This window comes from Pseudomonas sp. DTU12.1 (assembly GCF_009873475.1).
Classification (GTDB): domain Bacteria; phylum Pseudomonadota; class Gammaproteobacteria; order Pseudomonadales; family Pseudomonadaceae; genus Aquipseudomonas; species Aquipseudomonas proteolytica.
Genome location: NZ_CP045254.1, coordinates 966943 through 989627, shown reverse-complemented (window position 1 = coordinate 989627; position 22685 = coordinate 966943). Strand labels below are relative to the sequence as shown.

Sequence of the window (22685 nt, the reverse complement as noted above, 5' to 3'; positions counted from 1 at the left end):
AGCTGGCCGCCCCCCTGCCCGCCTCTAATGAACCACCGATTAGCTACCCAATAAAAGGTGCCTCCCATGAGTGGTGCAAGAAGCGTCGAGCAGTGGAAAACATTTATCGAAAGCTGCCTGGACTTCCGTCCGGCCGAGGGCGTGTTCCGCATCGCCCGGGACATGTTTACCGAGCCCGAGCTGTTCGACCTGGAGATGGAACTGATCTTCGAAAAGAACTGGATCTACGCCTGCCACGAAAGCGAACTGGCCAACAACCATGACTTCGTGACCATGCGCGCCGGGCGCCAGCCGATGATCATCACCCGCGACGGTGAAGGCCAGCTCAATGCGCTGATCAACGCCTGCCAGCATCGCGGCACCACCCTGACCCGCGTCGGCAAGGGCAACCAGTCCACCTTCACCTGCCCGTTCCATGCCTGGTGCTACAAGAGCGATGGCCGCCTGGTGAAGGTCAAGGCGCCGGGGGAATACCCGGAAGGTTTCGACAAGGCCACCCGCGGCCTGAAGAAGGCGCGCATCGAAAGCTACAAGGGCTTTGTGTTTATCAGCCTCGACGTGCAGGGCACCGACAGCCTGCAAGACTTCCTCGGCGACGCCAAAGTGTTCTTCGACATGATGGTCGCGCAGTCCGCCACCGGTGAGCTGGAAGTGCTGCCGGGCAAGTCGGCCTATACCTACGACGGCAACTGGAAGCTGCAAAACGAAAACGGCCTGGACGGCTACCACGTCAGCACCGTGCACTATAACTACGTGGCCACGGTGCAGCACCGCCAGCAGGTGAATACCGAGAATGGCACCGGTTCGGGCACCACACTGGACTACAGCAAGCTCGGCGCTGGCGATGCCAACACCGATGACGGCTGGTTTGCCTTCAACAACGGCCACAGCGTGTTGTTCAGCGACATGCCCAACCCCAGTGTGCGCTCCGGCTACGCCACCATCATGCCGCGCCTGGTGGCAGAACACGGCCAGCAGAAGGCCGAGTGGATGATGCACCGCCTGCGCAACCTGAACGTCTACCCGAGCCTGTTCTTCCTCGACCAGATCAGCTCGCAACTGCGCATCATCCGCCCGGTGGCGTGGAACAAGACCGAGATCATCAGCCAGTGCCTGGGGGTCAAGCACGAGTCCGACGCCGACCGCGAAAACCGGATCCGCCAATTTGAAGACTTCTTCAACGTGTCCGGCATGGGCACCCCGGATGACCTGGTGGAATTTCGCGAAGCCCAACGTGGTTTCCAGGGCCGCCTGGAACGCTGGAGCGATATCTCCCGGGGCAGCCACCGCTGGGCAACCGGGTCGACGCCCAACAGCGAGGCCATCGGCATTACACCGGCGATGACCGGCACCGAATTCACCCACGAAGGGCTGTACGTCAACCAGCACCGCAACTGGCAGACATTCCTGCTGGACGGTCTCGACGCACAAGCCCTGAAACTGCACGAGGTGAAATGATGAACGCGCAATTGCAGTACCAGATCGAGCAGTTTTTCTACCGCAAATCCGAGCTGTGCGACGCCCAGGACTGGGATGCCTATGTGCAGTTGTTTGACCCGCAGAGTGAGTTCCATTTGCCGCAGTGGGATTCGGAACACGTCTATACCCGCGACCCCAAACGCGAGATGTCGCTGATCTACTACGCCAACCGTTCGGGCCTGGAAGACCGGGTGTTCCGCCTGCGCACTGGCAAGGCTGCGTCCGCCACGCCGATGCCGCGCACCTTGCACCTGATCAACAACGTGCGGGTTACCGAGCTGGCAGACGGCTGCCTGGAGGTGCGCTTGAACTGGCACACGCTGTTTTATCGGTTGGCGACGTCGGAGCAGTTCTATGGCCACGCCACCTATAGCCTCAAGCCCCATGGCGACAGCTGGCTGATCACGCGCAAGCATGCGCTGCTGCTCAACGACACCATCAACTCGGTGCTGGATTTCTACCACCTCTAACAGTCCCCTGTGGCAAGGGGGCTTGTCCCCCGCTGGGCTGCGCAGCGGCCCCAATTGGCTGACCCCATTCCAGCGGGCCAAACACGGCGCCTGGTTTTGGGGCTGCTGCGCAGCCCAGCGGGGGACAAGCCCCCTCGCCACAGGGGCAAATCTATCTACGCGGAGAACGGTGGATGAATCACAAAGTGGCCTTCAGTTTTGCCGACGGCAAGACCTTGTTCTTCCCGGTGGGCGCCAACGAGATCTTGCTGGACGCGGCGCTGCGCAACGGGATCAAGATCCCCCTTGATTGCCGCGAAGGTGTCTGCGGCACTTGCCAGGGGCGTTGCGAGTCCGGCGACTACAGCCAGGATTATGTGGACGACGAGGCGCTTTCCAGCCTCGACCTGCAACAGCGCAAAATGCTCAGTTGCCAGACCCGGGTGCAATCCGACGCAGCGTTTTACTTCGATTTCGATTCAAGCCTGTGCAATGCGCCGGGGCCGGCGCAGGTCCGCGCCACGGTGTGCGAGGTACAACAGGTGTCGGCCAGCACGGCGATCTTGTCGGTGCAGCTTGAGCAGGGCCTGGATTTCCTGCCGGGCCAGTACGCCCGGCTGTCGATTCCCGGTACCGATAGCCAGCGCTCGTACTCCTTCGCCAACCGTCCGGGCGACCGTTTGCAGTTTCTGATCCGCCTGCTGCCGGACGGGGTGATGAGCAATTACATCCGCGAACGCTGCCAGGTCGGCGATGAACTGCAACTGGAGGCACCTCTGGGCGCGTTTTATCTGCGCCACGTCACCCAGCCACTGGTGCTGGTGGCCGGCGGTACCGGATTGTCGGCGCTGCTGGGGATGCTGGACGAACTGGCCGAGCGCGGCTGCGAGCAACCGGTGCATTTGTATTACGGCGTGCGTGGCGCTGAAGACTTGTGCGAAGCGCAGCGCATCCAGGCCTATGCCGAATCAATCCCGGGATTTCGCTACACCGAAGTGCTCAGCGACCCATCGCCGCAGTGGTTGGGCAAGCGCGGGTATTTGACCGAGCATTTCGACCTGGCCGAATTGCGGGATAGATCGGCCGATATGTACGTATGTGGCCCCCCTCCGATGGTCGAATCCATCAAGAACTGGCTGCAAGAACAGGCACTTGATGGCGTTCAGCTGTATTACGAAAAGTTTACCGAGAGTAATATCTGACCCCTCAGCAGTGAGGGGCGGGTCTGGCGTGCAGGATCAACCCTGAAAAAAACAAGTAGAAGGGAATGTTAATGGCGGATGACATGGTTAACCCGGTGGGCCTCAAGCGTGGCCTGAAAAACCGGCATATTCAGCTGATTGCCCTGGGTGGGGCGATTGGTACGGGCTTGTTCCTCGGTTCGGCCGGGGTGCTGAAGTCGGCGGGGCCGTCGATGATCCTGGGCTATGCGATAGCCGGGTTCATCGCGTTCCTGATCATGCGCCAGCTGGGCGAGATGATCGTCGAGGAACCGGTCGCCGGCTCCTTCAGCCACTTCGCCCACAAATACTGGGGCGGCTACGCAGGCTTCCTCGCCGGCTGGAACTACTGGGTGCTGTATGTGCTGGTGGGCATGGCCGAATTGACGGCGGTGGGCAAGTACATCCAGTTCTGGTGGCCGGAAATACCGACCTGGGTCAGTGCCGTGGTGTTCTTCATTGCGGTGAACCTGATCAATACCCTGAACGTGAAGTTCTTCGGTGAGACCGAGTTCTGGTTCGCGATTATCAAGGTGGTGGCGATCATCGGCATGATCGTGCTCGGCTGCTACCTGCTGTTCAGTGGCACCGGCGGCCCGCAGGCGTCGATCAGCAACCTGTGGGACCACGGCGGTTTCTTCCCCAATGGCGGCATGGGCCTGCTGATGGCCATGGCCTTCATCATGTTCTCGTTCGGTGGCCTGGAGCTGGTGGGTATTACCGCAGCCGAAGCCAGCGAGCCACGCAAAGTGATCCCCAAGGCGATCAACCAGGTGGTGTACCGGATCCTGATTTTCTACGTCGGCGCACTCACCGTGCTGCTGTCGCTGTACCCATGGGATCAACTGCTGCAAACCCTCGGCGCCTCGGGCGATGCCTACAGCGCCAGCCCGTTCGTGCAGATCTTCTCGCTGATCGGTAACGACACCGCTGCGCACATCCTCAACTTCGTGGTGCTGACCGCGGCGCTGTCGGTGTACAACAGCGGCGTGTACTGCAACAGCCGCATGCTGTTCGGCCTGGCCGAGCAAGGCGACGCGCCCAAGACGCTGATGAAGCTCAACAAGCAAGGCGTGCCACTGCGTGCCCTGGGCATTTCGGCCCTGGTGACGCTGCTGTGCGTGGTGATCAACTACGTGGCGCCCAAGGATGCCCTGGTGCTGTTGTTTGCGCTGGTGGTTGCCTCGCTGATGATCAACTGGGCGCTGATCAGCCTGACCCATATCAAGTTCCGCAAGGCCATGGGCGAACAAGGCGTGGTGCCGACGTTCAAGACCTTCTGGTTCCCGTTCAGCAACTACCTGTGCCTGGCGTTCATGCTGGTGATCGTGGGCGTGATGCTGGCGATTCCGGACATGCGCCCGTCGGTGTATGCGATGCCGGTGTGGGTAGGGGTTCTCTTCCTGGCGTACTGGTTGCGCTCCAAGAAGACCAAGGCCGTGGCTGTCGCGCAGTAACCTGTGTAGGCGCCCGCTCATCTGGGAGCGGGCTTGTGTGGGAGCGGGCTTGCTCGCGAAAGCAGTGGGTCAGTCAACATCAATGTTTGCTGAGCCGACGTCTTCGCGAGCAAGCCCGCTCCCACATCTGATCTTCGCTGCTTTGAGCATTGCGTTCGTTTAAGGCAAGCCCGGCTCCCACATGAACAGGGCCACAACAGGAATGCATACCAACAAAAAGCCCCGGTACTCGATGAGCGCCGGGGCTTTTTGTTGGGTTTCAATCAGAGCGTTGAACGCACTCGCCACAGCTCGGGGAACAGCACGGTGTCGAGCATCTTGCGCAGGTAACCCACGCCCTCGGTGCCGCCGGTGCCCGGCTGGAAGCCGATGATCCGCTCCACCGTGGTCACATGGCGGAAGCGCCATTGGCGGAACGAGTCTTCCAGGTCGATAAACTTCTCGGCCAACTGGTACAGGTCCCAGTACCGGTTCGGATCGCGGTACACCTCGCGCCACGCCGCTTCCACGGATTCGTCATGCACCGTAGGCGCCGTCGGATCGCGTTGCGCGCGCTGCGGGTCAATCGCCAGGCCCGCCTTGATCATCAGGTTGATCGCCTCGTCATACAGCGACGGCGTGGCAATCGCCACTTGCAGCTCCTTGAGCAACTCCGGACGGTGGGCATGGGGCCGCAACAGCGCCGCGCTTTTATTGCCGAGGATGAACTCGATTTCCCGATACTGGAACGACTGGAAGCCCGACGACTGCCCCAGGTACGGCCGGATCGACTTGTATTCCGACGGCGTCATGGTCGCCAGTACCGCCCAGGCGTGCACCAGTTGGTCGAAGATGCGCGAGACCCGCGCCAGCATCTTGAACGCCGGCGCCAGCTCACCCAGGCGCACGTGCTCACGGGCGGCCTTGAGTTCGTGGAGCATCAGCTTCATCCACAGCTCGGAAGTCTGGTGCTGGATGATAAACAGCATTTCGTTATGGTCCGGCGACAACGGGTGCTGGGCCGTGAGCACCTTGCCCAGGTCCAGGTAGTCGCCGTAGCTCATGGACTCGGAAAAATTCAGCTCAGCGTTATGCCATTCTTCCGGCGGCTGGTAATCAGGGGAGAAAGGACACTGGCTCATCGCGTGGGCTCCTTGAGCGGGCGCAGGATTGCTCGTACCGGGCTGGCATCGAGGTTGGCAAAACGTAGCGGCAGGGCGATCAACTCATAATCGCCTTGCGGTACATCGTCGAGCACGATGCCTTCGAGAATCGCCATGCCATGGCGGGCGACGGCGTTGTGGGCATCCATGGTCTTGGACTGTTGCGGGTCCAGGGACGGGGTGTCGATGCCGATCAGACGCACACCCAGGCTGGCCAGCAGCTCGACGGTTTCCTTGGCGACGGCGGTGAAGTTCGAATCCCAATTGCTCAGGGGCGCCTTGTGATAAGTACGCAGCAGGACCCGTTCCGGCAGGTTATCCAAGTGGCCCTGCAACTGCTCCGGCTGTACCAGAGCGCCGCTGTCCAGGCAGTACAGCACCCGACACGGGCCCATATACACGTCCAGCGAGACTTCGCCGATAGGCGCACCGTCGGCGCTGTAGTGCAACGGCGCATCGACATGGGCACCGGTGTGGGGCGACAGGGTGATACGCCCGACGTTGACCGGGCATTCGGGGCCGAACTGCCAGACGCGTTCTTCCTGGAACGGCGTATCGCCCGGCCACGTCGGGGTGGCGGTGCTCAAGGGTGGGCTGATATCCCACCACGTTTTTATTGGATTCATACGAGGCTCTCGGTTGTTTCTAAAGTGAATGATACGAGGGCCAGCGGTAAATATTCTTGCGATTTCCAGCGCCAGGCAGGATTTCTTTCGCACTTACTGCGAAGAAACGTCTGATTAGTGAATGGATCCTTCAGCCCCACAGATAAAAATGTGGGAGCGGGCTTGCTCGCGATTGCGCAGTGTCAGGCAATGATTAATCAACCGACCCACCGCTTTCGCGAGCAAGCCCGCTCCCACAGGGTTTTGTGTATTTTTGCAGAGTGTGTGAGCTGCGCTTCTGGGCATCCCGATGTCGAGTTCAGACCACAGGCATTCGCCCCGGCGCTATAGGGTTCACCTTTGTCTTTCCTGCCTTGGAGCCATCATGTCCCAGCCCATCACCGTATTGCGCGACACCCACCCCCTGCCGGTCCTGGATGCCTGCAAATGGGAGAAGCTCGAGGGCGACCCGCACACCGTCAACCTCAACGCCTACACCAGCGAAGACGGCAGCAAGATCATGGGCACCTGGATCTGCACCCCTGGCAAATGGCGGGTGGAATATGTGAAGTGGGAATACTGCCATTTCCAGGAAGGCTACTGCGTGATCACCCCGGACGGCCTGGAGCCGATCCATTTGCGCGCTGGGGATATCTTTGTGGTGGAGCCCGGGATGAAGGGCACGTGGGAAGTGGTCGAGACGGTGCGTAAGTACTTTGTGTTTGCCTGATACAGGCTATGCAGCAAGCCGGCTTTGTTGTAGCAAGCCGGTTCGTCGTGGCGAGGGGGCTTGTCCCCCGCTGGGCTGCGCAGCAGCCCCAAAACCTACCGCCTCGCAGGCCTACTGGGGTGGCTTCGCCACCCAACGGGGGACAAGCCCCCTCGCCACAACAAGTCTCATCACAACAAGCCGCCTCTTGATCGCGAGCCCTCTGACCTATTGAGGCTTGCGATAGCTGTTGATGATCGCCGAGAAGTCCTTGCCCCCTTCCCCACGCTGGCTCATCGATTGATACAACTGCTGCGCCACCGCCCCCAGGATCACCGGCTGGTGCGCCTGGCGCGCGGCTTCGGTTGCCAGGCCCAGGTCCTTGAGCATCAGGTCGGCGCCAAACCCACCGGTATAGCCTCGGGATGACGGCGCAGTTTCAATCACACCCGGCCAAGGGTTGTAGGTGTCGGAACTCCAGCAACGCCCGGTGGAGCTGTTGATGATGCCGGCCAGCACTTGCGTGTCGATACCCAGCGCATCGCCCAGGGCCATGGCCTCGCTGACGCCCACCATACTGATCCCCAGCAGCAGGTTGTTGCAGATCTTGGCGATTTGCCCGGTGCCCACATCACCGCAATGCACGATGTTGCGGCCCATCTGCGCCAGCACCGGCTGCAGGGTGGCGAACAGTTCCGGGTTGGCGCCGACCATAAAGGTCAACGTCCCGGCCTGGGCGCCACCGGTGCCACCGGAAACCGGGGCATCGGCCATCGCCACGCCGTGTTTGGCTGCAGCCGCCGCTACGTCGCGCGCGGTCTGTGGGTCGATGGTGCTGCAATCCACCGCAGGCACGCCTTTGCCGATGCCGGCCAGCACGCCGTCTTCGTTGAGCCATACGCTACGCACATGGGCGGCGGCGGGCAGCATGGTCAATACCAGCTCCGCGCCCTGGGCCGCATCACGCGGCGAAGCGCTGATGGTGCCGCCCAGCGCGGCCAGTTCGTTGAGCACCGTCTGGTTCAGGTCGAACAGGTTCAGCGCATGGCCAGCCTTGATCAGGTTGCGGGCCATGGGCGCGCCCATATTGCCCAGGCCGATAAATGCAATCTTCATGGTCGTCTCCTTGATCAACGCAGGTTGATGGTGGTGTTGACGCCATCATTGACGCTGTCGTCGTCGAACCAGCGGCTGGTGACGGTTTTGGTCTGGGTGTAGAACTGCACCACTTGCTTGCCGTACGGGCCCAGGTCGCCGAGTTTCGAACCACGGGAACCGGTGAAGCTGAAGATCGGGACTGGCACGGGGATCGGGATGTTGATGCCCACCTGGCCGACGTCGATTTCGCTCTGGAACTTGCGCGCCGCCGCACCGCTTTGGGTGAACAGGCCGGTGCCGTTGCCGAACGGGTTGGCGTTGACCAGGGCGATCGCCTCATCGAGGGTATCGACTTCCAGCACCACCAGCACCGGGCCGAAGATTTCCTGGGTGTAGATCTGCATGTCGGTGGTCACGCCCGAGAACAGGGTCGGGCCGACGAAGTTGCCTTGCTCGAAGCCCGGCACCTGGATGCCACGGCCGTCCAGTTCCAGCTTGGCGCCTTCTTTCACGCCGCTCTCGATCAGGTCGAGGATACGTGCCTTGGCACGCTTGGAGATCACTGGGCCCACGTCGGTACCCGCTTCGCTGCCGGCGTTGACTTTAAGCTTCTGCGCCAGGGCCTTGAGGTCCGGCAGCCATTGCTTGGCCGCGCCAACCAAGACCACCACCGAGGTGGCCATGCAGCGCTGGCCGGCGGCACCGAAACCGGCGCCGACCAGGGCATTGAGGGTTTGTTCGCGGTTGGCGTCCGGCAGCACTACCGCATGGTTTTTCGCGCCCATCATCGACTGCACGCGCTTGCCGTGCTTGCCCGCCAGGTCGTAGACGTGGGTGCCGACGGCGGTCGAGCCAACGAAGGACACGGCCTTGATATCTTTGTGAGTGCAAAGTGCATCCACCACATCCTTGCCACCGTGGACCACGTTCAGCACACCCGCTGGCACGCCAGCCTCCAGCGCCAGTTCCACCAGCATCAGGGTCGACAATGGATCCTGTTCCGAAGGCTTGAGCACGAAGGTGTTACCGCAGGCGATGGCCATCGGGAACATCCACAGCGGGATCATTGCCGGGAAGTTGAACGGGGTGATGCCGGCGCACACGCCGATCGGTTGGCGCAGGGTGTAGGTGTCGACACCGCCGGCCACGTTCTCGGCAAATTCGCCCATTTGCAGGGTGCCGATGGAACAGGCGTGCTCGACCACTTCCAGGCCACGGAAAATATCGCCTTCCGCGTCGGCAATGGTCTTGCCCTGCTCGGCACTGAGTACTGCGGCAATGCGCTTGGAGTGCTCGCGGATCAGCGCTTGCAGCTTGAGCATGATGCGCATGCGCGCGCCGATCGGCGTCAGCTTCCAGGTCTGGAAGGCGCGCTGGGCAGCGTCGATGGCCGCGTTGACTTCATCGGCTGTGGCAAAGGGCACACGGGCCAGGACTTGTTGGGTCGCCGGGTTGACGATGTCTTGCCACTCGGTGGTCTTGGACTCGACCCATTCACCGTTGATCAACAGTTTGGCCTGTTTCACGGTGGTATCGGCAGACGTAAGCGATGCGTTCATTGTGGTCTCCAGATCTTGTAGTTATGCAGAGAGCCAAGGCGTGAAGCGCCTTGAGGATGAGGCGTTCGGACGATTTTTGGAGTATAGATGTGCAAACTTCCAATAAGAACCCACATAAAAGCCGGTCCAACATGCAAAAAAACATCACGTCTTTAGGGTCGCTGAACTGGGATGACCTGAAGTTTTTCCTCGAAGTGGCGCGCACCCGCAAGGCCAGCGTCGCCGCCAAGCGCCTGGCGGTGGACTACACCACGGTGTCGCGGCGTATCAGTTCGTTGGAAGGTTCGTTGGGCACCCTGTTGTTCGAAAAGTCCCGGACCAGCGGCTTCGTCCTGACCAACGAAGGCCAGCGCTTGCTGGGTTATGCCGAGTCCATTGAAAGCACCCTGCACATGGCCTGCGAACAAGTGTCCGGCTCCGGCGTGGCGCTGTCGGGGCATGTGCGCATGGGCTGCACCGAGGGTTTCGGTAGCTTTTTCGTCACCCCGCAACTGAGCCACTTCGTCGACACCTACCCGGCGATCTCAGTGGATATCCTGCCCCTGCCCCACTTCATCAGCCTGTCCAAGCGTGAGGCCGATATCGTCATCGCCCTGGAACGCCCTGAACACGGGCCCTACGTGTGCTGCAAACTGTGCGACTACAAACTGCAGCTGTACGCGACCCAGGACTACCTCGACCAACACCCACCCATCCGCCGCCCGGCCGACCTGGCCGAGCATCCGTTTATCAGCTATGTGGATGACCTGGCGTTCAGCTCGGAGCTGCTGTACCTGGCCAATGTCGTACCGGGCGCCAGCGCCAGCCTGCGCAGCACCAGCGTGATTGCGCAGTACGTGGCGGCGCAGCAGGGGCGTTCACTGGCGATCCTGCCGTGCTTCTTAGCCGCGCAGGACTCGCGGTTGCTGCCGGTGCTGGGGGAGGAGATCACTATTACGCGGCAGTTCTGGATGTATTGCCGGGAGGATTTGCGCAAGTTGAAGCGCATTACGTTGTTGTGGGATTACATCCGTGAGGTGACGGAGCAGAACCAGGGGCTTTTGATGGGCGAGACGCGAGAGATGGTGTTTGCCGACTGAGCCGCCATCGCGGGCAAGCCCGCTCCCACAGGTGAGTGGCGGCGGGCGCAGAATTTTGGGGCGCCACGAACAACTGTAGGAGCTGGCTTGCCAGCGATAGCGGTGGGTCAATCGATACATACCCGGCTGAACCACCGCCTTCGCGGGCAAGCCCGCTCCCACAGTTTGGTTGCACAGTTAGGCCGACCTGTCGGCTCAGTCGGCGATCACCACGATCGATACCCGGCGGTTTTCGGTACGGCCCGCAGAGGTGCTGTTGGAGGCCACCGGTTCGCTGCTGCCCAGGCCACGCAGTTGCACATTTTCTTCCTTCATACCCACGCCCACCAGGACCTTGCCCACGCTTTTCGCCCGGCGCAAGGACAGTTGCTGGTTGTACGCTTCCTTGCCCGAGGCGTCGGTGTGGCCGTCTACGCGCACGCGTTCGATGCCTACGCCGGTGAGGGCCTTGCCGATGCGCTCGACGATTTCAGTGCTGGGCTTGTTGAGTTTTTCGACGTCGCTGCCAAACAGCACTTTGCCCGACAGGCCAAACGCCCAGCCTTCGTCGGTCAGTTCGAAGCCTTGTTGTTTGAGTACCGCCACTTGTGCCGGTGTCAGGCCCTTGGGCGGAGCGGTCTGGCAGCCGCTCAGTGCCAGCAGCGCGATAAACAAGGTGATAAAGAGAACACGTGTGTTAGCAAACAAGGGATCAACTCCTGTGTTGAACGTTGGCAGCGGGGTGCTCCGACTCCGCCGTGTGCTGGCCGCCCTGGGAAAGGCGTTTGGCCTGGTACATCGCCGCATCGGCGGCATTGAGCAAGGCGCCGGGAGTGGCGCCATGATCGGGATAAACCGCGATACCGATACTGAGTGAGGTCAACACTTCGGTGTTGCCCGGCAGCGGAATGGGTTGGTCCATGCTGGCGATGATTTTGTCGGCGATGCGCTGGGCATCCTCAAGCTTGTGCAGGGGCGAGAGCAGGATGGCGAACTCATCGCCGCCCAGGCGCGCTACCAGGTCGCTCTCGCGCAGTTGTGCCCGCACACGCGCGGCGACGGCTACCAGCACGGCGTCACCGGCGGCATGCCCGAAGTTATCGTTGATATCTTTGAAGCGGTCGCTGTCGAGGAACAGCACCGCCACCCGCTCGTTGAGCTTGGCTGCACTGCGCAGCGCACGGATCAGCCGGCCCTCGAAGAAAGCGCGATTGGGCAGCCCGGTGAGGCTGTCATGGCTGGCCAGGTGGGCGAGGGTTTCGTTTTCGCTTTGCAGATGGGTTTGCCAGGCTTCGAGTTCGTCGAGCAGGGCATTGAAGTCGTTACCCAGGCTGTCGAGTTCGGCGATCTGTGCCGGCGGCACGCGCCGGTCGAAAGCCCGCTCACTGCGCGCGGCGTGGGCGACGTCGGCCAGGCTGTGCAAGGGGCCGGTGATACCGCGCAACATGCGCCGCGCCAGGTAAATCGCGACCCAGCCACTGATGGCAGTACAGATGATGATCCCCGCCAGGCCGCTGAGCAAAAAGCGCAACAGGCTACCACCGTGGCCGCTCAACTCGACGGTGCCGATTTTCTTGCCTTGGTGCAGGATCGGTTGGCTGATGGGTTCTTCCAGCAGTGTGTGGGCCAGTTCCAGCTCCACCTTGGACAACACCCCCGTTTCCGGGCGCACCCAGTGCGCCAGGGTGTTGCCATTGAGGTCCAGCACCCGGGCTTCGGCCACTTCTTCAGTGGAGGCAATCAGCGCCAGGGCTTCGGTGGCCACTACGCGGTCGTTGAACACCACCGCAGCTTCCACGGTGTAGTTGATCGAGCGGGCGATCAGGTGCAGGTTGTGATCGGCATAGACCCGCAGGGCCAGCACGCCCAGCAGGGTCAGGGATACGCTGGCCATGGCGACCGCCACCAATGCCACACTCAGGTGCCCGCGACCAAGGACCGAACGTAATGTAGGGCGGGTTTTGGCGTTGCGCAGCCTCATGGTTCCGGCGCTCGACGACGGGACAACTGCAGGACGCTGGGATGAATACGCACTCCGCTGCGGGCCACGGAGTCGAGGTTGACCTCGAATGACACCTGCTCATCACTAACCCGCAGGCAGAACAGGCTGCCCACTGTGCATTGATCGCCGCCTTCGCTGATGCTCAGCACCGGACGCCCGATCAAGGCCGTGAACAAGTGACTGCGCTCGTCAGGGGAGAGCTTGCCGATATACAGCGCGTCGCAGGCATTGACGATATTGGGGTTGTCGGCCAGCAAACGCTGGACCACCACCGGCCGCCCCGTAGCCTGGGTAGTGCCCTTGACCAGGTCATCGGTGTATTGGGTCGGGCCAACGATGCACAACCGCAGTTGGGTGGGCTCAACCGGCCAACGGGCGTAGCTGAGAATCCCCAACACCACTTGGGTGACGGCCTGGGCCCGCTGGTCGGCCGCACTGGCGGTAGACGCCTGGGCAAAAGCCAGAGGCGTGACGAGGCACAGAACGGCCGATAGCAGCAATCGTCTCCAGCTCCAACTACGCTCTGTGGGCGAGACAGCCACGTTCATGCAGCGATTCTCTATGATCTTCTCGGGATGATGCCGCAACGATAGCATATCGGCGGAAACCCCATCGAGACGGGGCCTAGGTAGATTCCGCCATTTAACAAGAAAAACCCGACACATCAGTCAGGTTTTTCCTACGCCATCATGTCCCCAGCTCCAACATCAGCCCGCTTAAACGTTTCACCTTGCGCCGTACCGCTTCCTCGAAAACCCCACCACGGGTTTCGATCAAACTGAAGCGGTCTTTCGCGCGGGTGATGCCGGTGTAGATCAGCTCTTTGGTCAGTACCGGGTTCAGCGCATCCGGCAGGATCAAGGCCGTGTGGGCGAACTCCGAGCCCTGGGACTTGTGCACGGTCATGGCGTAGACGGTTTCTACATCGTTGAGCCGGCTGGGCAAGACAAAGCGCACCCCGCCCTGGCCATCGTTGCGCGGGAAAGCGACGCGCAGCACCTGCGGCCCGCCGTCAGTTTCGGGCAGCTTCAAGGCGATACCGATGTCCCCGTTCATCAAGCCCAGGCCGTAGTCATTGCGGGTCATCAGCACCGGGCGGCCTTCGTACCATTGCTGGTCGCTATCGATCAGCCGGGCCTTAAGCAGCGCGTCGGTGATGCGTTGGTTGAGGCCTTCCACGCCCCAGGGGCCCTTGCGCACCGCGCACAGCAACTGGAAGGCATCAAAGGCTTGCAACAACTGGCGCGCCCAGTCGGTCCAGCGCGGATCGTCCCGGGGTGTCTCGGCTGCCGGCCGCGAGGTGCGCAGCAGGTTCAGGTAGTAGCGATAGCCCTGGGCGTCGGCGCCCTGCCCGTCCAGCACCAGGCGCTCGAGGGCGCGGTCATGCTCGCCCTTGAGGCGCAGGCAAAACAGGTCGTGGCTGCCGGCGTCCAGCAGTTGGCGAGCCTGATCGGGGTTTTGCTGGTTGACCCAACGCGCCAGTTGGCCGATGCCACTGCCTTCGCCGAAGCGCCGGGAATAACGCAACATCACCACTTGTTGCGCCAGGGGATGGCTGGCGTCGAGGTCTTGCTCCAGGCCGCTGCCCGCCAGCGTTTCGCCGCTGACACTTTCCAGCCATTGGCGGGTGCCGGGGCTGTACCAGCCTGCCTCGGCATCGCGGCACAAATCGCCGAGCACCGCACCGGCTTCCACCGAAGCCAACTGGTCCTTGTCCCCCAGCAGCACCAGGCGCGCATGGGCTGGCAAGGCATCCAGCAGGTTGGCCATCATTTCCAGGTCGATCATCGAGGCTTCATCAACCACCAGCACATCCAGCGGCAACAAGTTGCCCGCGTGATGGCGGAAATGCCGGGTGCCGGGACGGCTGCCCAACAGGCGGTGCACGGTGGTGACCTCGGTGGGGATTTTTTCGCGCACGGCTTCGGCCACTTGCAGCGAGCGCACTTGCTGGCTGATGGACTCGGTCAACCGCGCCGCCGCCTTGCCGGTGGGCGCCGCCAGACGGATGCGCAAGGCCGTGCCCTGCTCCACCGCTGGCGCTTGCAGCAATGCCAACAGGCGCACCACGGTGGTGGTCTTGCCGGTGCCGGGGCCGCCGGTGACGATGCTGAACGCCCCCCGCGTGGCCAGGGCGCAGGCGAGCTTCTGCCAATCGACCACGCCATTGGGAGGTGGCTGGTCGAACAGGCCGTTCAAGCGCTGGGGCAGGTCCGCCGAGACCGTTTCCTGCACGGCCAGACGCTGACGCAAGGCGCTGTCGATGCGTCGCTCATAGGTCCAGTAGCGCCGCAGGTACAGGCGCTTGCCCGACAACACCAAGGGCCGGCTCTGCGCTGCAGCACTGCCATCCACGGCCAGCGCCACCAGCGGGCTTGCGGCCAGGGCATGGCACCAATGGGCGCCGTCCAGGCCGTCGAGCAATTGCGAGGGCAACAACATCACGCCACTTGAAAGATCACCTTCAGGGGGCAGCGACAGGGCGAAATCCGGGGCATTCAGGGTCTCGAACAGATCCAGGCACACGTGCCCGTGGCCCAGTTGGTGACTGGTCAGGGCAGCAGCCAGCAGCACCAGAGGATCGGCCGGTGGGTCAAGTTCGTGGAGAAAGCCGACGAACGCCTTGTCCAGCGAGCGCAGCCAGCCGCGCTCGACCCAGCGCTCCAGCAGGTGCACCAGGTCGTCGGCATGCTCCAGCGGTGCCAGTGCCTCCAGCGGCACAGTCGAGAGGCTCATAACAGGACTCCTTGTTCCCAGGCGGGTTCGACCTTGGGCGGTTGCGGCTTGCCTTGGAACAACAGGTCCAGGCGCTCGATCAGTTCACGTGGCGGCCGGGTGAAATACGCCCCCTGGCTCACGGCTTGGCTGCCGCGCAGGAACAGGTAGAGCGCGCCACCCACGTGCCGGTCGTAATCGTAATCGGGCAGGCGCGCCTTGAGCTGGCGGTGCAGGGCCAGCAGGTAGAGGACGTATTGCAGGTCATAGCGATGGTCGAGAATCGACTGTTCCATGGCCTGTTGGGTGTAGGCCGCGTCGTCGGCGCCGAGCCAGTTGGATTTGTAGTCGGCCACGTAATAGCGGCCGTCATGTTCGAAGGTCAGGTCGATAAAGCCTTTGAACATCCCGTTGAGCATTACCGGTTCGGCAGACACCCGCGACACACCGTCGTGGGTGTATTGGCAGACCAGTTGGTCGAGGGCGAGCACATCGACTTTATGGCTGGCGAACCAGAACTCCATTTCGATCTGATAGTGCTGCAAGTCACTCAGGGTCACCGATTCCGGCCCCTGGCCCAGGCTCAGTGGCGCTTGCAACAGGTGCCCAAGCCAGCCGCTGAGGGTGCCGATCCAGCCTTCCCAGCCGCGCCGGTTGCAGCGCCGTGCGACAGCATCTTCGATGGCTTCGGGCGTTACGTCGAAGCCATCGTTGCCGGCCCACTCCAGCAGGCCGTGGAGAAAGGTCCCGGGATTGGGCCCCCGTGGGAATCGATGAATGTCGCCGCCAGACGCGGCAACTTCGCGCGGGGCATCCGGGTCCAGGCGTTCGTCGTCGAACAACTTCTGCGCTTGTGGGCTTTCCGGAGCCTCCAGGCTGGCGGCGCTCATGCTTTCGCCAATACGCAGGGCGCTGTAGGACGCAATCCACCAGTTTTCCGCAGCCTTGCGCTTGGGCAGCAGCGGCGCGAGCAAGGTCGCGTCATTGCGCGGTGGCTGGTAGGTGCTGCTCTGGGCCTCTGGCATGTGCCCGTAGGCAATCGCCGCGCAGCCGTCCTGCAAGTCCATCAGCCAGCGGGCCAAGGCTGCGGATTCCGCCAGGGCCGCGCCACCACCCAACAGATAACCCAGCGCCGACAGGTGCAACACCGAGCTGTTGGTATTACCCCGTTTGAGGTCGGCCACACCGAGCCAACAGGCATGTTTGGCCCGCGTCAGCGCCACGTAGAACAGGCGCAGGTCTTCAGCCAGGCGTTCGTCATCGGCCTGGGCGATCAGTTCGGCGGTGGGTTTGAGGCTGACCTGGGACTTGCCGTGGGCATCGTGGTAGTGCAGCGGCAGACGACTGCCGTCGACGGGCTTGGCCGAGCAGATGAACGGCAGGAACACCAGATCGTATTCCAGGCCCTTGGATTTGTGGATGGTCACCACCTTGACCAGTTGCTCATCACTTTCCAGGCGCAGGATCTGCTCTTCGCCGGCCTGGCCCGACAGCGCCAGATGCTCCGCCAGATGGCGGATCAGTGCCTGTTCGCCATCTAGCTCAGCGGCGGCTTGTTGCAGCAATTCGCACAGGTGCAGCAGGTTGGTCAGCACCCTTTCACCATCGCTGCGGGCAATCAGGGTTTGCGGCAACTTGAAGTCATGTAGCAGGCGTCGCAGCATCGGCAACACGCCCTGGGTCCGCCAGATCACGCGGTAATCGCGAAACTGCATGACCCGCTGTTCCCAGGCCAGTTCGTCCTGGTTCAGTTGCTCCAGTTGCGCCAGCGACAGGTTGAGGGTGACGCAGGCCAGGGCCGCGCGCAGCGGGCGCTCCACGTCCGGTTCGGCGCAGGCCTTGAGCCAGGCGAGTACGTCGTGGGCTTCCTGGGAGGCAAACACCGAATCCTTATCGGACAGGTACACGCTGCGCACACCGCGCGCGGCCAGCTCACCGCGCACGGCCTGGGCCTCCTTGCCGTCACGCACAAGGATGGCGATGTTCGACGGTTGCACGGGGGAGAAGTCGCCACCCTTGACGAACCCTGCACTGCCTTGCTGGCCGCCATTGAGCAACGCGACGATCTGGCTGGCACAGGCACCGGCCAATTGTTGGCGATAAAGCACGTTGGAGATCGGCTGGTCGGTGGGCAGGTGCCAGATATTCAGGGCTGGCACTGTGTGGCCATCGACCTGCAAGTGCTCCTTGCGGCCTTGGGACGATACCGGCTGGAACGGCACCGGGTTCTCGCCGTCCGGCTGGCGAAACAGAAATGCCCCACGCCCGGTTTCTGCACGTTCGAACACGTGGTTGACCGCCGCGACCATCGCATGGCTGGAGCGGAAGTTGGTGCCCAGGGTGTGCAAGCGCCCGGCGGTGGCCTGGCGGGCGCGCAGGTAGGTGTAGATATCGGCACCGCGAAAGGCGTAGATCGCTTGCTTGGGGTCGCCGATCAGGAACAGGCCACTGAGCGGGCTGTTGTCTTCAATGCGGTAGATGCTTTCGAAGATCCGGTACTGCACCGGGTCGGTGTCCTGGAATTCATCGATCAGGGCCACCGGGAATTGCTCGCGGATCACACTGGCCAGGCGCTCGCCGCCCTCGGCTTGCAGGGCCGCGTCCAAGCGGATGAGCATGTCGTCGAAGCCCATCTCGGCACGCCGGCGCTTCTCATCTTCAAAACGTTTACCGACCCAGGCCGCCGCGTGTTGGAGCACCGCGGCGTCGGGCGCGGGCAAGGCGTCCAGGCTGGCTTTGAGACCCACCATGGCATCCAGGCCCGGATGATGCGGCGCGTCGCCCTTCCAGGCTTCGGCCATACCCTCTGGCGTCAGGCGGCTGAAGCCGGTGCCGATATCCAGTTGCTCCAGGGTTTCGTCTGCGGCCCAGGCGCTGATTTTCTCGAACCAGGGCTCGAAATAACGGGCCTGCATCTTGCGGCCATCAACAGCCTTGGCGGCGACGGCCTGCAGGCAGATCTCCCGCAACTCGGCGGCCCACTGCTGCCAGGGAGCCTTGAGCGCCACCAGGGCCTCGCGGCGCTCGTGCAGGCAGGCCTCGATCAGTTCGGCAGGCTCCCGTGGTTCGTCACTGGGGCGCTCGCTGCCGAACAAGGCGCGCACTCGCGGCATCAGCGCCGCAGGGCCACCCCAGTGGCTGCGTACCCAGTTCAGGGCATCGCCGTGCATCGGGTAGCAGAACAGCCGCCAGTAGTCGCGCAACACTTCGCCGAGCAGGTCGCTGTGGTCCGTTTCCAGGGTCTGGGTAAACAGGCTGCCACTGTCGAAGGCGTGTTCGCGCAGCATGCGCTGGCACCAACTGTGAATGGTCGAGACGGCGGCTTCGTCCATCCATTGCGCGGCAATGTCGAGGCGATTGGCGCAACCTGGCCATTGCTCGGCGCTGTATTCGTCGCGCAACTCGGCGATCAAGGTGTCGGGCTGCTCGATTTCATCACGAAAGTAGCGCGCCGCTTGTGCCAGGCGGGTACGGATACGCTCGCGCAACTCTTTGGTGGCAGCATCGGTGAAGGTCACCACAAGGATCTGCGGCGGCAGCAATTCACGGCCAAAGCCTTGCAGCTCGCCGCCGTGGCCGAGCACCAGGCGCAGGTACAACGCAGAGATGGTGAAGGTCTTGCCGGTGCCGGCGCTGGCCTCGATCAGTTGGCTGCCGCGCAGGGGAAAGGCCAGGGCCAGGGGTTTGATGGCGCTCATGGGCGGGCCTCTTCGCTTGTCAGTGATCGCCAGGGGGCGGTTATCAAGGGTCGATAGAGGGTTTCGCACCAGCCTTCGAAATCCTCGCTGGCGACCAGCGCTGCATAATCGGGAAACTGCCGGGTAAGGGCCGGGCTTTCGCGGCGCTCGCCGTCACTGTTGATGCCATCGCCTTCGTAGGCTTTTAGGGCCGCAGCCTGGGCTTTGTCCGGATCGGTCTGGCCGAGCCAGGCAAACGCAGTCTTGACCGCGACCGGCAGTGGTTCACTCATGCCGGCCTGCCAAGCCAGGAGCAGGTTGCCGAGGATATCCTGGGCAAGGCTTTGCTCCAGGGGAGCCAGCAAGAGTGTGTCGTCGCTGGCCACCAGGCCCGTGCTCAACGGAAGGCCACAGGCGCAGGCCACCAGGTGATTGACCCATGGGCGGATCAGGCGATGCCACTTGCGGGTCTTGATCGAGCCGATGCTGTTGGGAATGGTGGTCACGCTGAGCAAGCCGCCATCGCTGCGTCGGTGCAGGCCGCTGACCCAGCCTTCGAGTTCAATCCCCTGGTGTGCGTAGCTGACAGGTTCTGCGGTGTTGTGCGGCGTGGGCCAGAGTGCCAGGAGTTGCTGGTAGCGTTGCAACAGGTCAGGCAAAGGCTCGATCAGTTCGCTGCGCAGGCATTCGCCAAAGCCAACCATGGGCAGCAGGCCGCTGCCTTGCAGACGCTGGGCCTGGGCATCCAGGGCCTGCTCCAGATGATCCGGATCGCTCAGTGCAGCGGCGAGCAGGCTGTCGCTCAAGGTGTAGCGCTGCAGGGCGTCGAGGACAAAGGGCTCTTCATCGGCCAGGGGTACCTCGGCGGCTTCGAAAAACACTTTGAGGCGCTGGCTGAAGAAATGCCTGACGGGGTTACGCAGGAAGTCCTGCACCTGGCCCAGGCTCAGGGGTTCTTCCTGGACGTAGGCTGACAGGCAGGTTGTGTCGAGGGGCAGGTCTTGGGCTTCGTGCAACAACTGCCATTCGCGGGCGTAGCTGAACAGCGGATCACCTTCGTGGAAATAGCGCGCGCTGAAGGGTTGCAAAGGGTGTTCCTGGGTCATTGCCTCCAGCAGCGATTGCTCTTGGGCATGTTGCCAGCCGCTGGCGAGGTGATCGCGCAGTTGGCCGATCAGCACGGACGCCGGGCGCTCACTGTTGTCACGGATGCTGCGGCCGATCCAGCTTATGTAGAGTTGGTCGCGTGCTGAGAGCAAAGCTTCCAGCAACAGGTAGCGGTCGTCTTCGCGACGAGAACGGTCGCCGGGGCGGTAGTCGCTGCCCATCAGGTCGAAATCCAGTGGCGGTTGGGCGCGTGGATAGTCGCCATCGTTCATGCCCAGTAGGCACACCAGCTTGAACGGGATCGCACGCATCGGCATCAGGGTGCAGAAGTTCACCGCGCCGGCGAGGAAGCGCTGGGACAGGCGGCCCTGGTCGAGACCGGCCAGCCAAGCCTCACGGACCACCGTCAGCGGTAATTCGTCGTACAGGCCGACGGATTCGCAGGTTTCCAGCCAGTCTTCCCGCAGTTGCTCCAACTGGCCCAGCAGATAGTCATCGTGTTCATTGCTGGCCAGGAAAAAGCGCTGCATCAGGTCTTGCAGGCGTACGCCCCAGGCTTGCGGTGTCGCCGGTTGTGACAGGGCTTGGTGTGCATCGTGCAATGCGTCTAGCAAGGCTACCAATGGGCCGATCAGCGCAGCATCAAGGCCGCCGATTTCATCGTAGGGCTCAATGCCGGCGCAGGCGGCACCACTGCCAACGGCGTAGCCCAGCAGCATACGGCGCAGGCCGAACCGCCAGCTGTTTTGCTCCAGCTCACTGGGCAGGCCAAGACCTGCACGCTGCTCGGCGTTCAGGCCCCAGCGGATGCCGGCCCCTTCTATCCAGCGGTGCAGAGTGGGCAGGTCGCGCTCCTGGATGGCGAAGCGTTCACGCAGGGCGGGAACGTCCAGCAAGTCGAGTATTTCGCTGACCGGAAAACGGCTGTCGGGAAGTTTCAGCAGGTGCTCGACGGCGATCAACAGTGGATCGCGGCCCCGTTGGCCCTGGTCAGTGAGGGTGAAGGGGATGAAGCGCGGGTCTTTTTTGTCCAGTTGACCGAATACCGCACGGATATGCGGCGCGTAGCTGTCCACATCCGGGACCATCACGATAATGTCGCGAGGCCGCAGCGCGGGATTTTCGCTGAAGCGCTGTAGCAGTTGGTCGTGGAGGATTTCCACTTCCCGCTGGGCGCTGTGGGCGATGTGGAAGCGGATCGAGGTGTCGTGCTGCAGATCGACGGCAGGCCAGCGCTCCCGTGTTTCGGGGAGGGGGCGCAGTTCGAGGATGTCATCCTGCAGTTGGTTGAGGATTGTGGTCGGTTCGCTATCGCTGAACAGGTCGATGCGTCCATCACGGAAAGCTGATCGGTAGCTGTTGGGATCGTCGTAGCTGTCCAGCAGGTTGATGTAGTCGCGACCTTGCTTGCCCCAGGCGGCCAACAGTGGATGGGCATGCTGGTGCAGGGTTTGCGGGTCGATGGTGACGGGCATCCCGGTCTTGCGCGCCTGGCGCTTGTATTCGTTTCGCAGCAGGTCTTTGTCGGCAACGATGTCAGACCAATGGTGGCGGCAAGGGTTGTGCACGCAAAGCAGGACCTGGCTGAAACGTGCTAGGCCGGCCAGCGCTTCAAGCGCCTGGGCGGGCAAGGAAGAGATGCCAAACACAATGACCCGAGACGGCAGGCCTTGGGGGGCGGTGTCCAGCTTGTTGATACGCTCGATAAAGCGCTGGTGAACTCCGGCACGGCTCTGTGCCATCCCCTCCTCGCCGACATCCAGCAGCAATGCCCGCCATAACTCGGCCTGCCAGCAGTTGGCCGGGCTCAGGGGTTTGGCCTCGCCTCGGCCGTTGCGCAGTTGATGTCGCCCCCCGGCCCAGTCTTCCAGCCAGTCCGCACGATAGACCTGGTATTGGTCGAACAAGTCGGCCAGGCGTTCCGCCAGTTGGTAGCGCTTACGCAGGTCGGTGTCATGAGTGAGGAAGCGTTGCAGGGGCTCGAAATGCGGCTGGTCGATCAGCTCAGGCAGCAAGCGCATAAGGCGCCAGGTTAGCGGGGCTTTATCCAGAAGGGACTTGACCGGGATTTCGTCGCGTCCCAGGACCATGCGATAAAGCTGCCACATGAAACTGCCGGGCAGTTGCACGTCGATCGCAGCGGCGATGCCGCAGCCACCCGCGTCGTCATCCTCTGGATCTTCAGCAAGCGCCAGTTTGAGCCATTGTGCGATGCCGTTGCTTTGCACCAGGGCGATTTCGTTTTCCAGGGGAGCCAGTGGATAGCGACGCATCCAACTGACGACCAGGCTGCGCAGTTCATCCAGGCGATTGCCGTGGACGACCATGAATCCAGCACTGAGGGACGTTGCATCCGGCATAACGGCTTCCTTGGGAAAAGCAAAATCGAGGCAGCGACTTTAGCATTG

At 62.5% G+C, this 22685-nt stretch carries 16 protein-coding genes; 6 read left to right on the top strand and 10 right to left on the bottom strand.

All coding sequences use genetic code 11. From position 1 onward, the window contains the following. Positions 1–66 precede the first annotated feature (66 nt). The 4 genes from antA to GDV60_RS04245 all read left to right on the top strand — a co-directional run bounded on the left by antA (position 67) and on the right by GDV60_RS04245 (position 4605). The gene (gene antA / locus GDV60_RS04260; protein WP_159906402.1) at positions 67–1458 is read left to right on the top strand and encodes an anthranilate 1,2-dioxygenase large subunit; all 1392 of its coding nucleotides are present in this window, start codon (positions 67–69) and stop codon (positions 1456–1458) included. Next, complete coding sequence (gene antB, locus GDV60_RS04255; RefSeq protein ID WP_159909181.1) at positions 1458–1949, top strand: anthranilate 1,2-dioxygenase small subunit; 492 nt, start codon at positions 1458–1460, stop codon at positions 1947–1949. The genes antA and antB overlap by 1 nt, the downstream gene beginning before the upstream one ends. 173 nt (positions 1950–2122) lie before the next feature. Next, positions 2123–3130 (top strand): anthranilate 1,2-dioxygenase electron transfer component AntC, encoded by a 1008-nt coding sequence (gene antC / locus GDV60_RS04250; protein ID WP_159906400.1) that lies wholly within the window; start codon positions 2123–2125, stop codon positions 3128–3130. Between the two features lie 71 nt (positions 3131–3201). Beyond that, positions 3202–4605 (top strand): amino acid permease, encoded by a 1404-nt coding sequence (locus tag GDV60_RS04245; RefSeq protein ID WP_159906398.1) that lies wholly within the window; start codon positions 3202–3204, stop codon positions 4603–4605. A gap of 263 nt (positions 4606–4868) precedes the next feature. Here the strand turns inward: GDV60_RS04245 and kynA are convergent, their stop codons facing one another. After that, positions 4869–5726 carry a tryptophan 2,3-dioxygenase gene (kynA, locus tag GDV60_RS04240; RefSeq protein ID WP_029299913.1) on the bottom strand — a complete coding sequence of 286 codons (858 nt, stop codon included), beginning with the start codon at positions 5724–5726 and terminating at the stop codon, positions 4869–4871. After that, complete coding sequence (gene kynB / locus GDV60_RS04235) at positions 5723–6373, bottom strand: arylformamidase (protein ID WP_070994420.1); 651 nt, start codon at positions 6371–6373, stop codon at positions 5723–5725. The genes kynA and kynB overlap by 4 nt, the downstream gene beginning before the upstream one ends. A 364-nt stretch (positions 6374–6737) precedes the next feature. Here kynB and GDV60_RS04230 point away from each other — a divergent pair, with 364 nt between their 5' ends. After that, on the top strand, positions 6738–7082 hold the full coding sequence (locus GDV60_RS04230) for a cupin domain-containing protein (protein ID WP_029299917.1): 345 nt from the start codon (positions 6738–6740) through the stop codon (positions 7080–7082). Positions 7083–7289: 207 nt separating this feature from the next. Here the strand turns inward: GDV60_RS04230 and mmsB are convergent, their stop codons facing one another. Both mmsB and GDV60_RS04220 read right to left on the bottom strand, forming a co-directional pair. Next, a complete protein-coding gene (gene mmsB / locus GDV60_RS04225; RefSeq protein WP_029299919.1) occupies positions 7290–8177 on the bottom strand; it encodes a 3-hydroxyisobutyrate dehydrogenase in 888 nt (295 codons plus the stop codon). Positions 8178–8191: 14 nt separating this feature from the next. After that, positions 8192–9718, bottom strand: a complete 1527-nt coding sequence (locus GDV60_RS04220) for a CoA-acylating methylmalonate-semialdehyde dehydrogenase (RefSeq protein ID WP_029299921.1) — start codon at positions 9716–9718, stop codon at positions 8192–8194. 131 nt (positions 9719–9849) lie between these two features. On the opposite strand from GDV60_RS04220, the gene GDV60_RS04215 reads away from it, so the two are divergent. Continuing rightward, positions 9850–10797: a LysR family transcriptional regulator gene (locus tag GDV60_RS04215; protein ID WP_070994421.1), complete on the top strand. Its 948-nt coding sequence runs from the start codon at positions 9850–9852 to the stop codon at positions 10795–10797. Positions 10798–10992: 195 nt separating this feature from the next. Here the strand turns inward: GDV60_RS04215 and GDV60_RS04210 are convergent, their stop codons facing one another. From GDV60_RS04210 to recC, 6 genes are all read right to left on the bottom strand, one after another. Continuing rightward, the gene (locus GDV60_RS04210; RefSeq protein WP_133715896.1) at positions 10993–11484 is read right to left on the bottom strand and encodes an OmpA family protein; all 492 of its coding nucleotides are present in this window, start codon (positions 11482–11484) and stop codon (positions 10993–10995) included. Positions 11485–11488: 4 nt separating this feature from the next. Continuing rightward, entirely contained in the window at positions 11489–12757 is a 1269-nt protein-coding gene (locus GDV60_RS04205; RefSeq protein ID WP_133715897.1) for a diguanylate cyclase domain-containing protein, read from the bottom strand. Next, a complete protein-coding gene (locus tag GDV60_RS04200) occupies positions 12754–13326 on the bottom strand; it encodes a YfiR family protein (protein WP_159906396.1) in 573 nt (190 codons plus the stop codon). The genes GDV60_RS04205 and GDV60_RS04200 overlap by 4 nt, the downstream gene beginning before the upstream one ends. A gap of 139 nt (positions 13327–13465) precedes the next feature. Beyond that, positions 13466–15514 (bottom strand): exodeoxyribonuclease V subunit alpha, encoded by a 2049-nt coding sequence (gene recD, locus GDV60_RS04195; protein ID WP_159906394.1) that lies wholly within the window; start codon positions 15512–15514, stop codon positions 13466–13468. Next, positions 15511–19191: an exodeoxyribonuclease V subunit beta gene (recB, locus tag GDV60_RS04190; RefSeq protein WP_159906392.1), complete on the bottom strand. Its 3681-nt coding sequence runs from the start codon at positions 19189–19191 to the stop codon at positions 15511–15513. Before recB ends, recD begins: the two co-directional genes overlap by 4 nt. Then, positions 19188–22637, bottom strand: a complete 3450-nt coding sequence (gene recC, locus GDV60_RS04185) for an exodeoxyribonuclease V subunit gamma (protein WP_159906390.1) — start codon at positions 22635–22637, stop codon at positions 19188–19190. The genes recB and recC overlap by 4 nt, the downstream gene beginning before the upstream one ends. Positions 22638–22685: the final 48 nt, after the last annotated feature.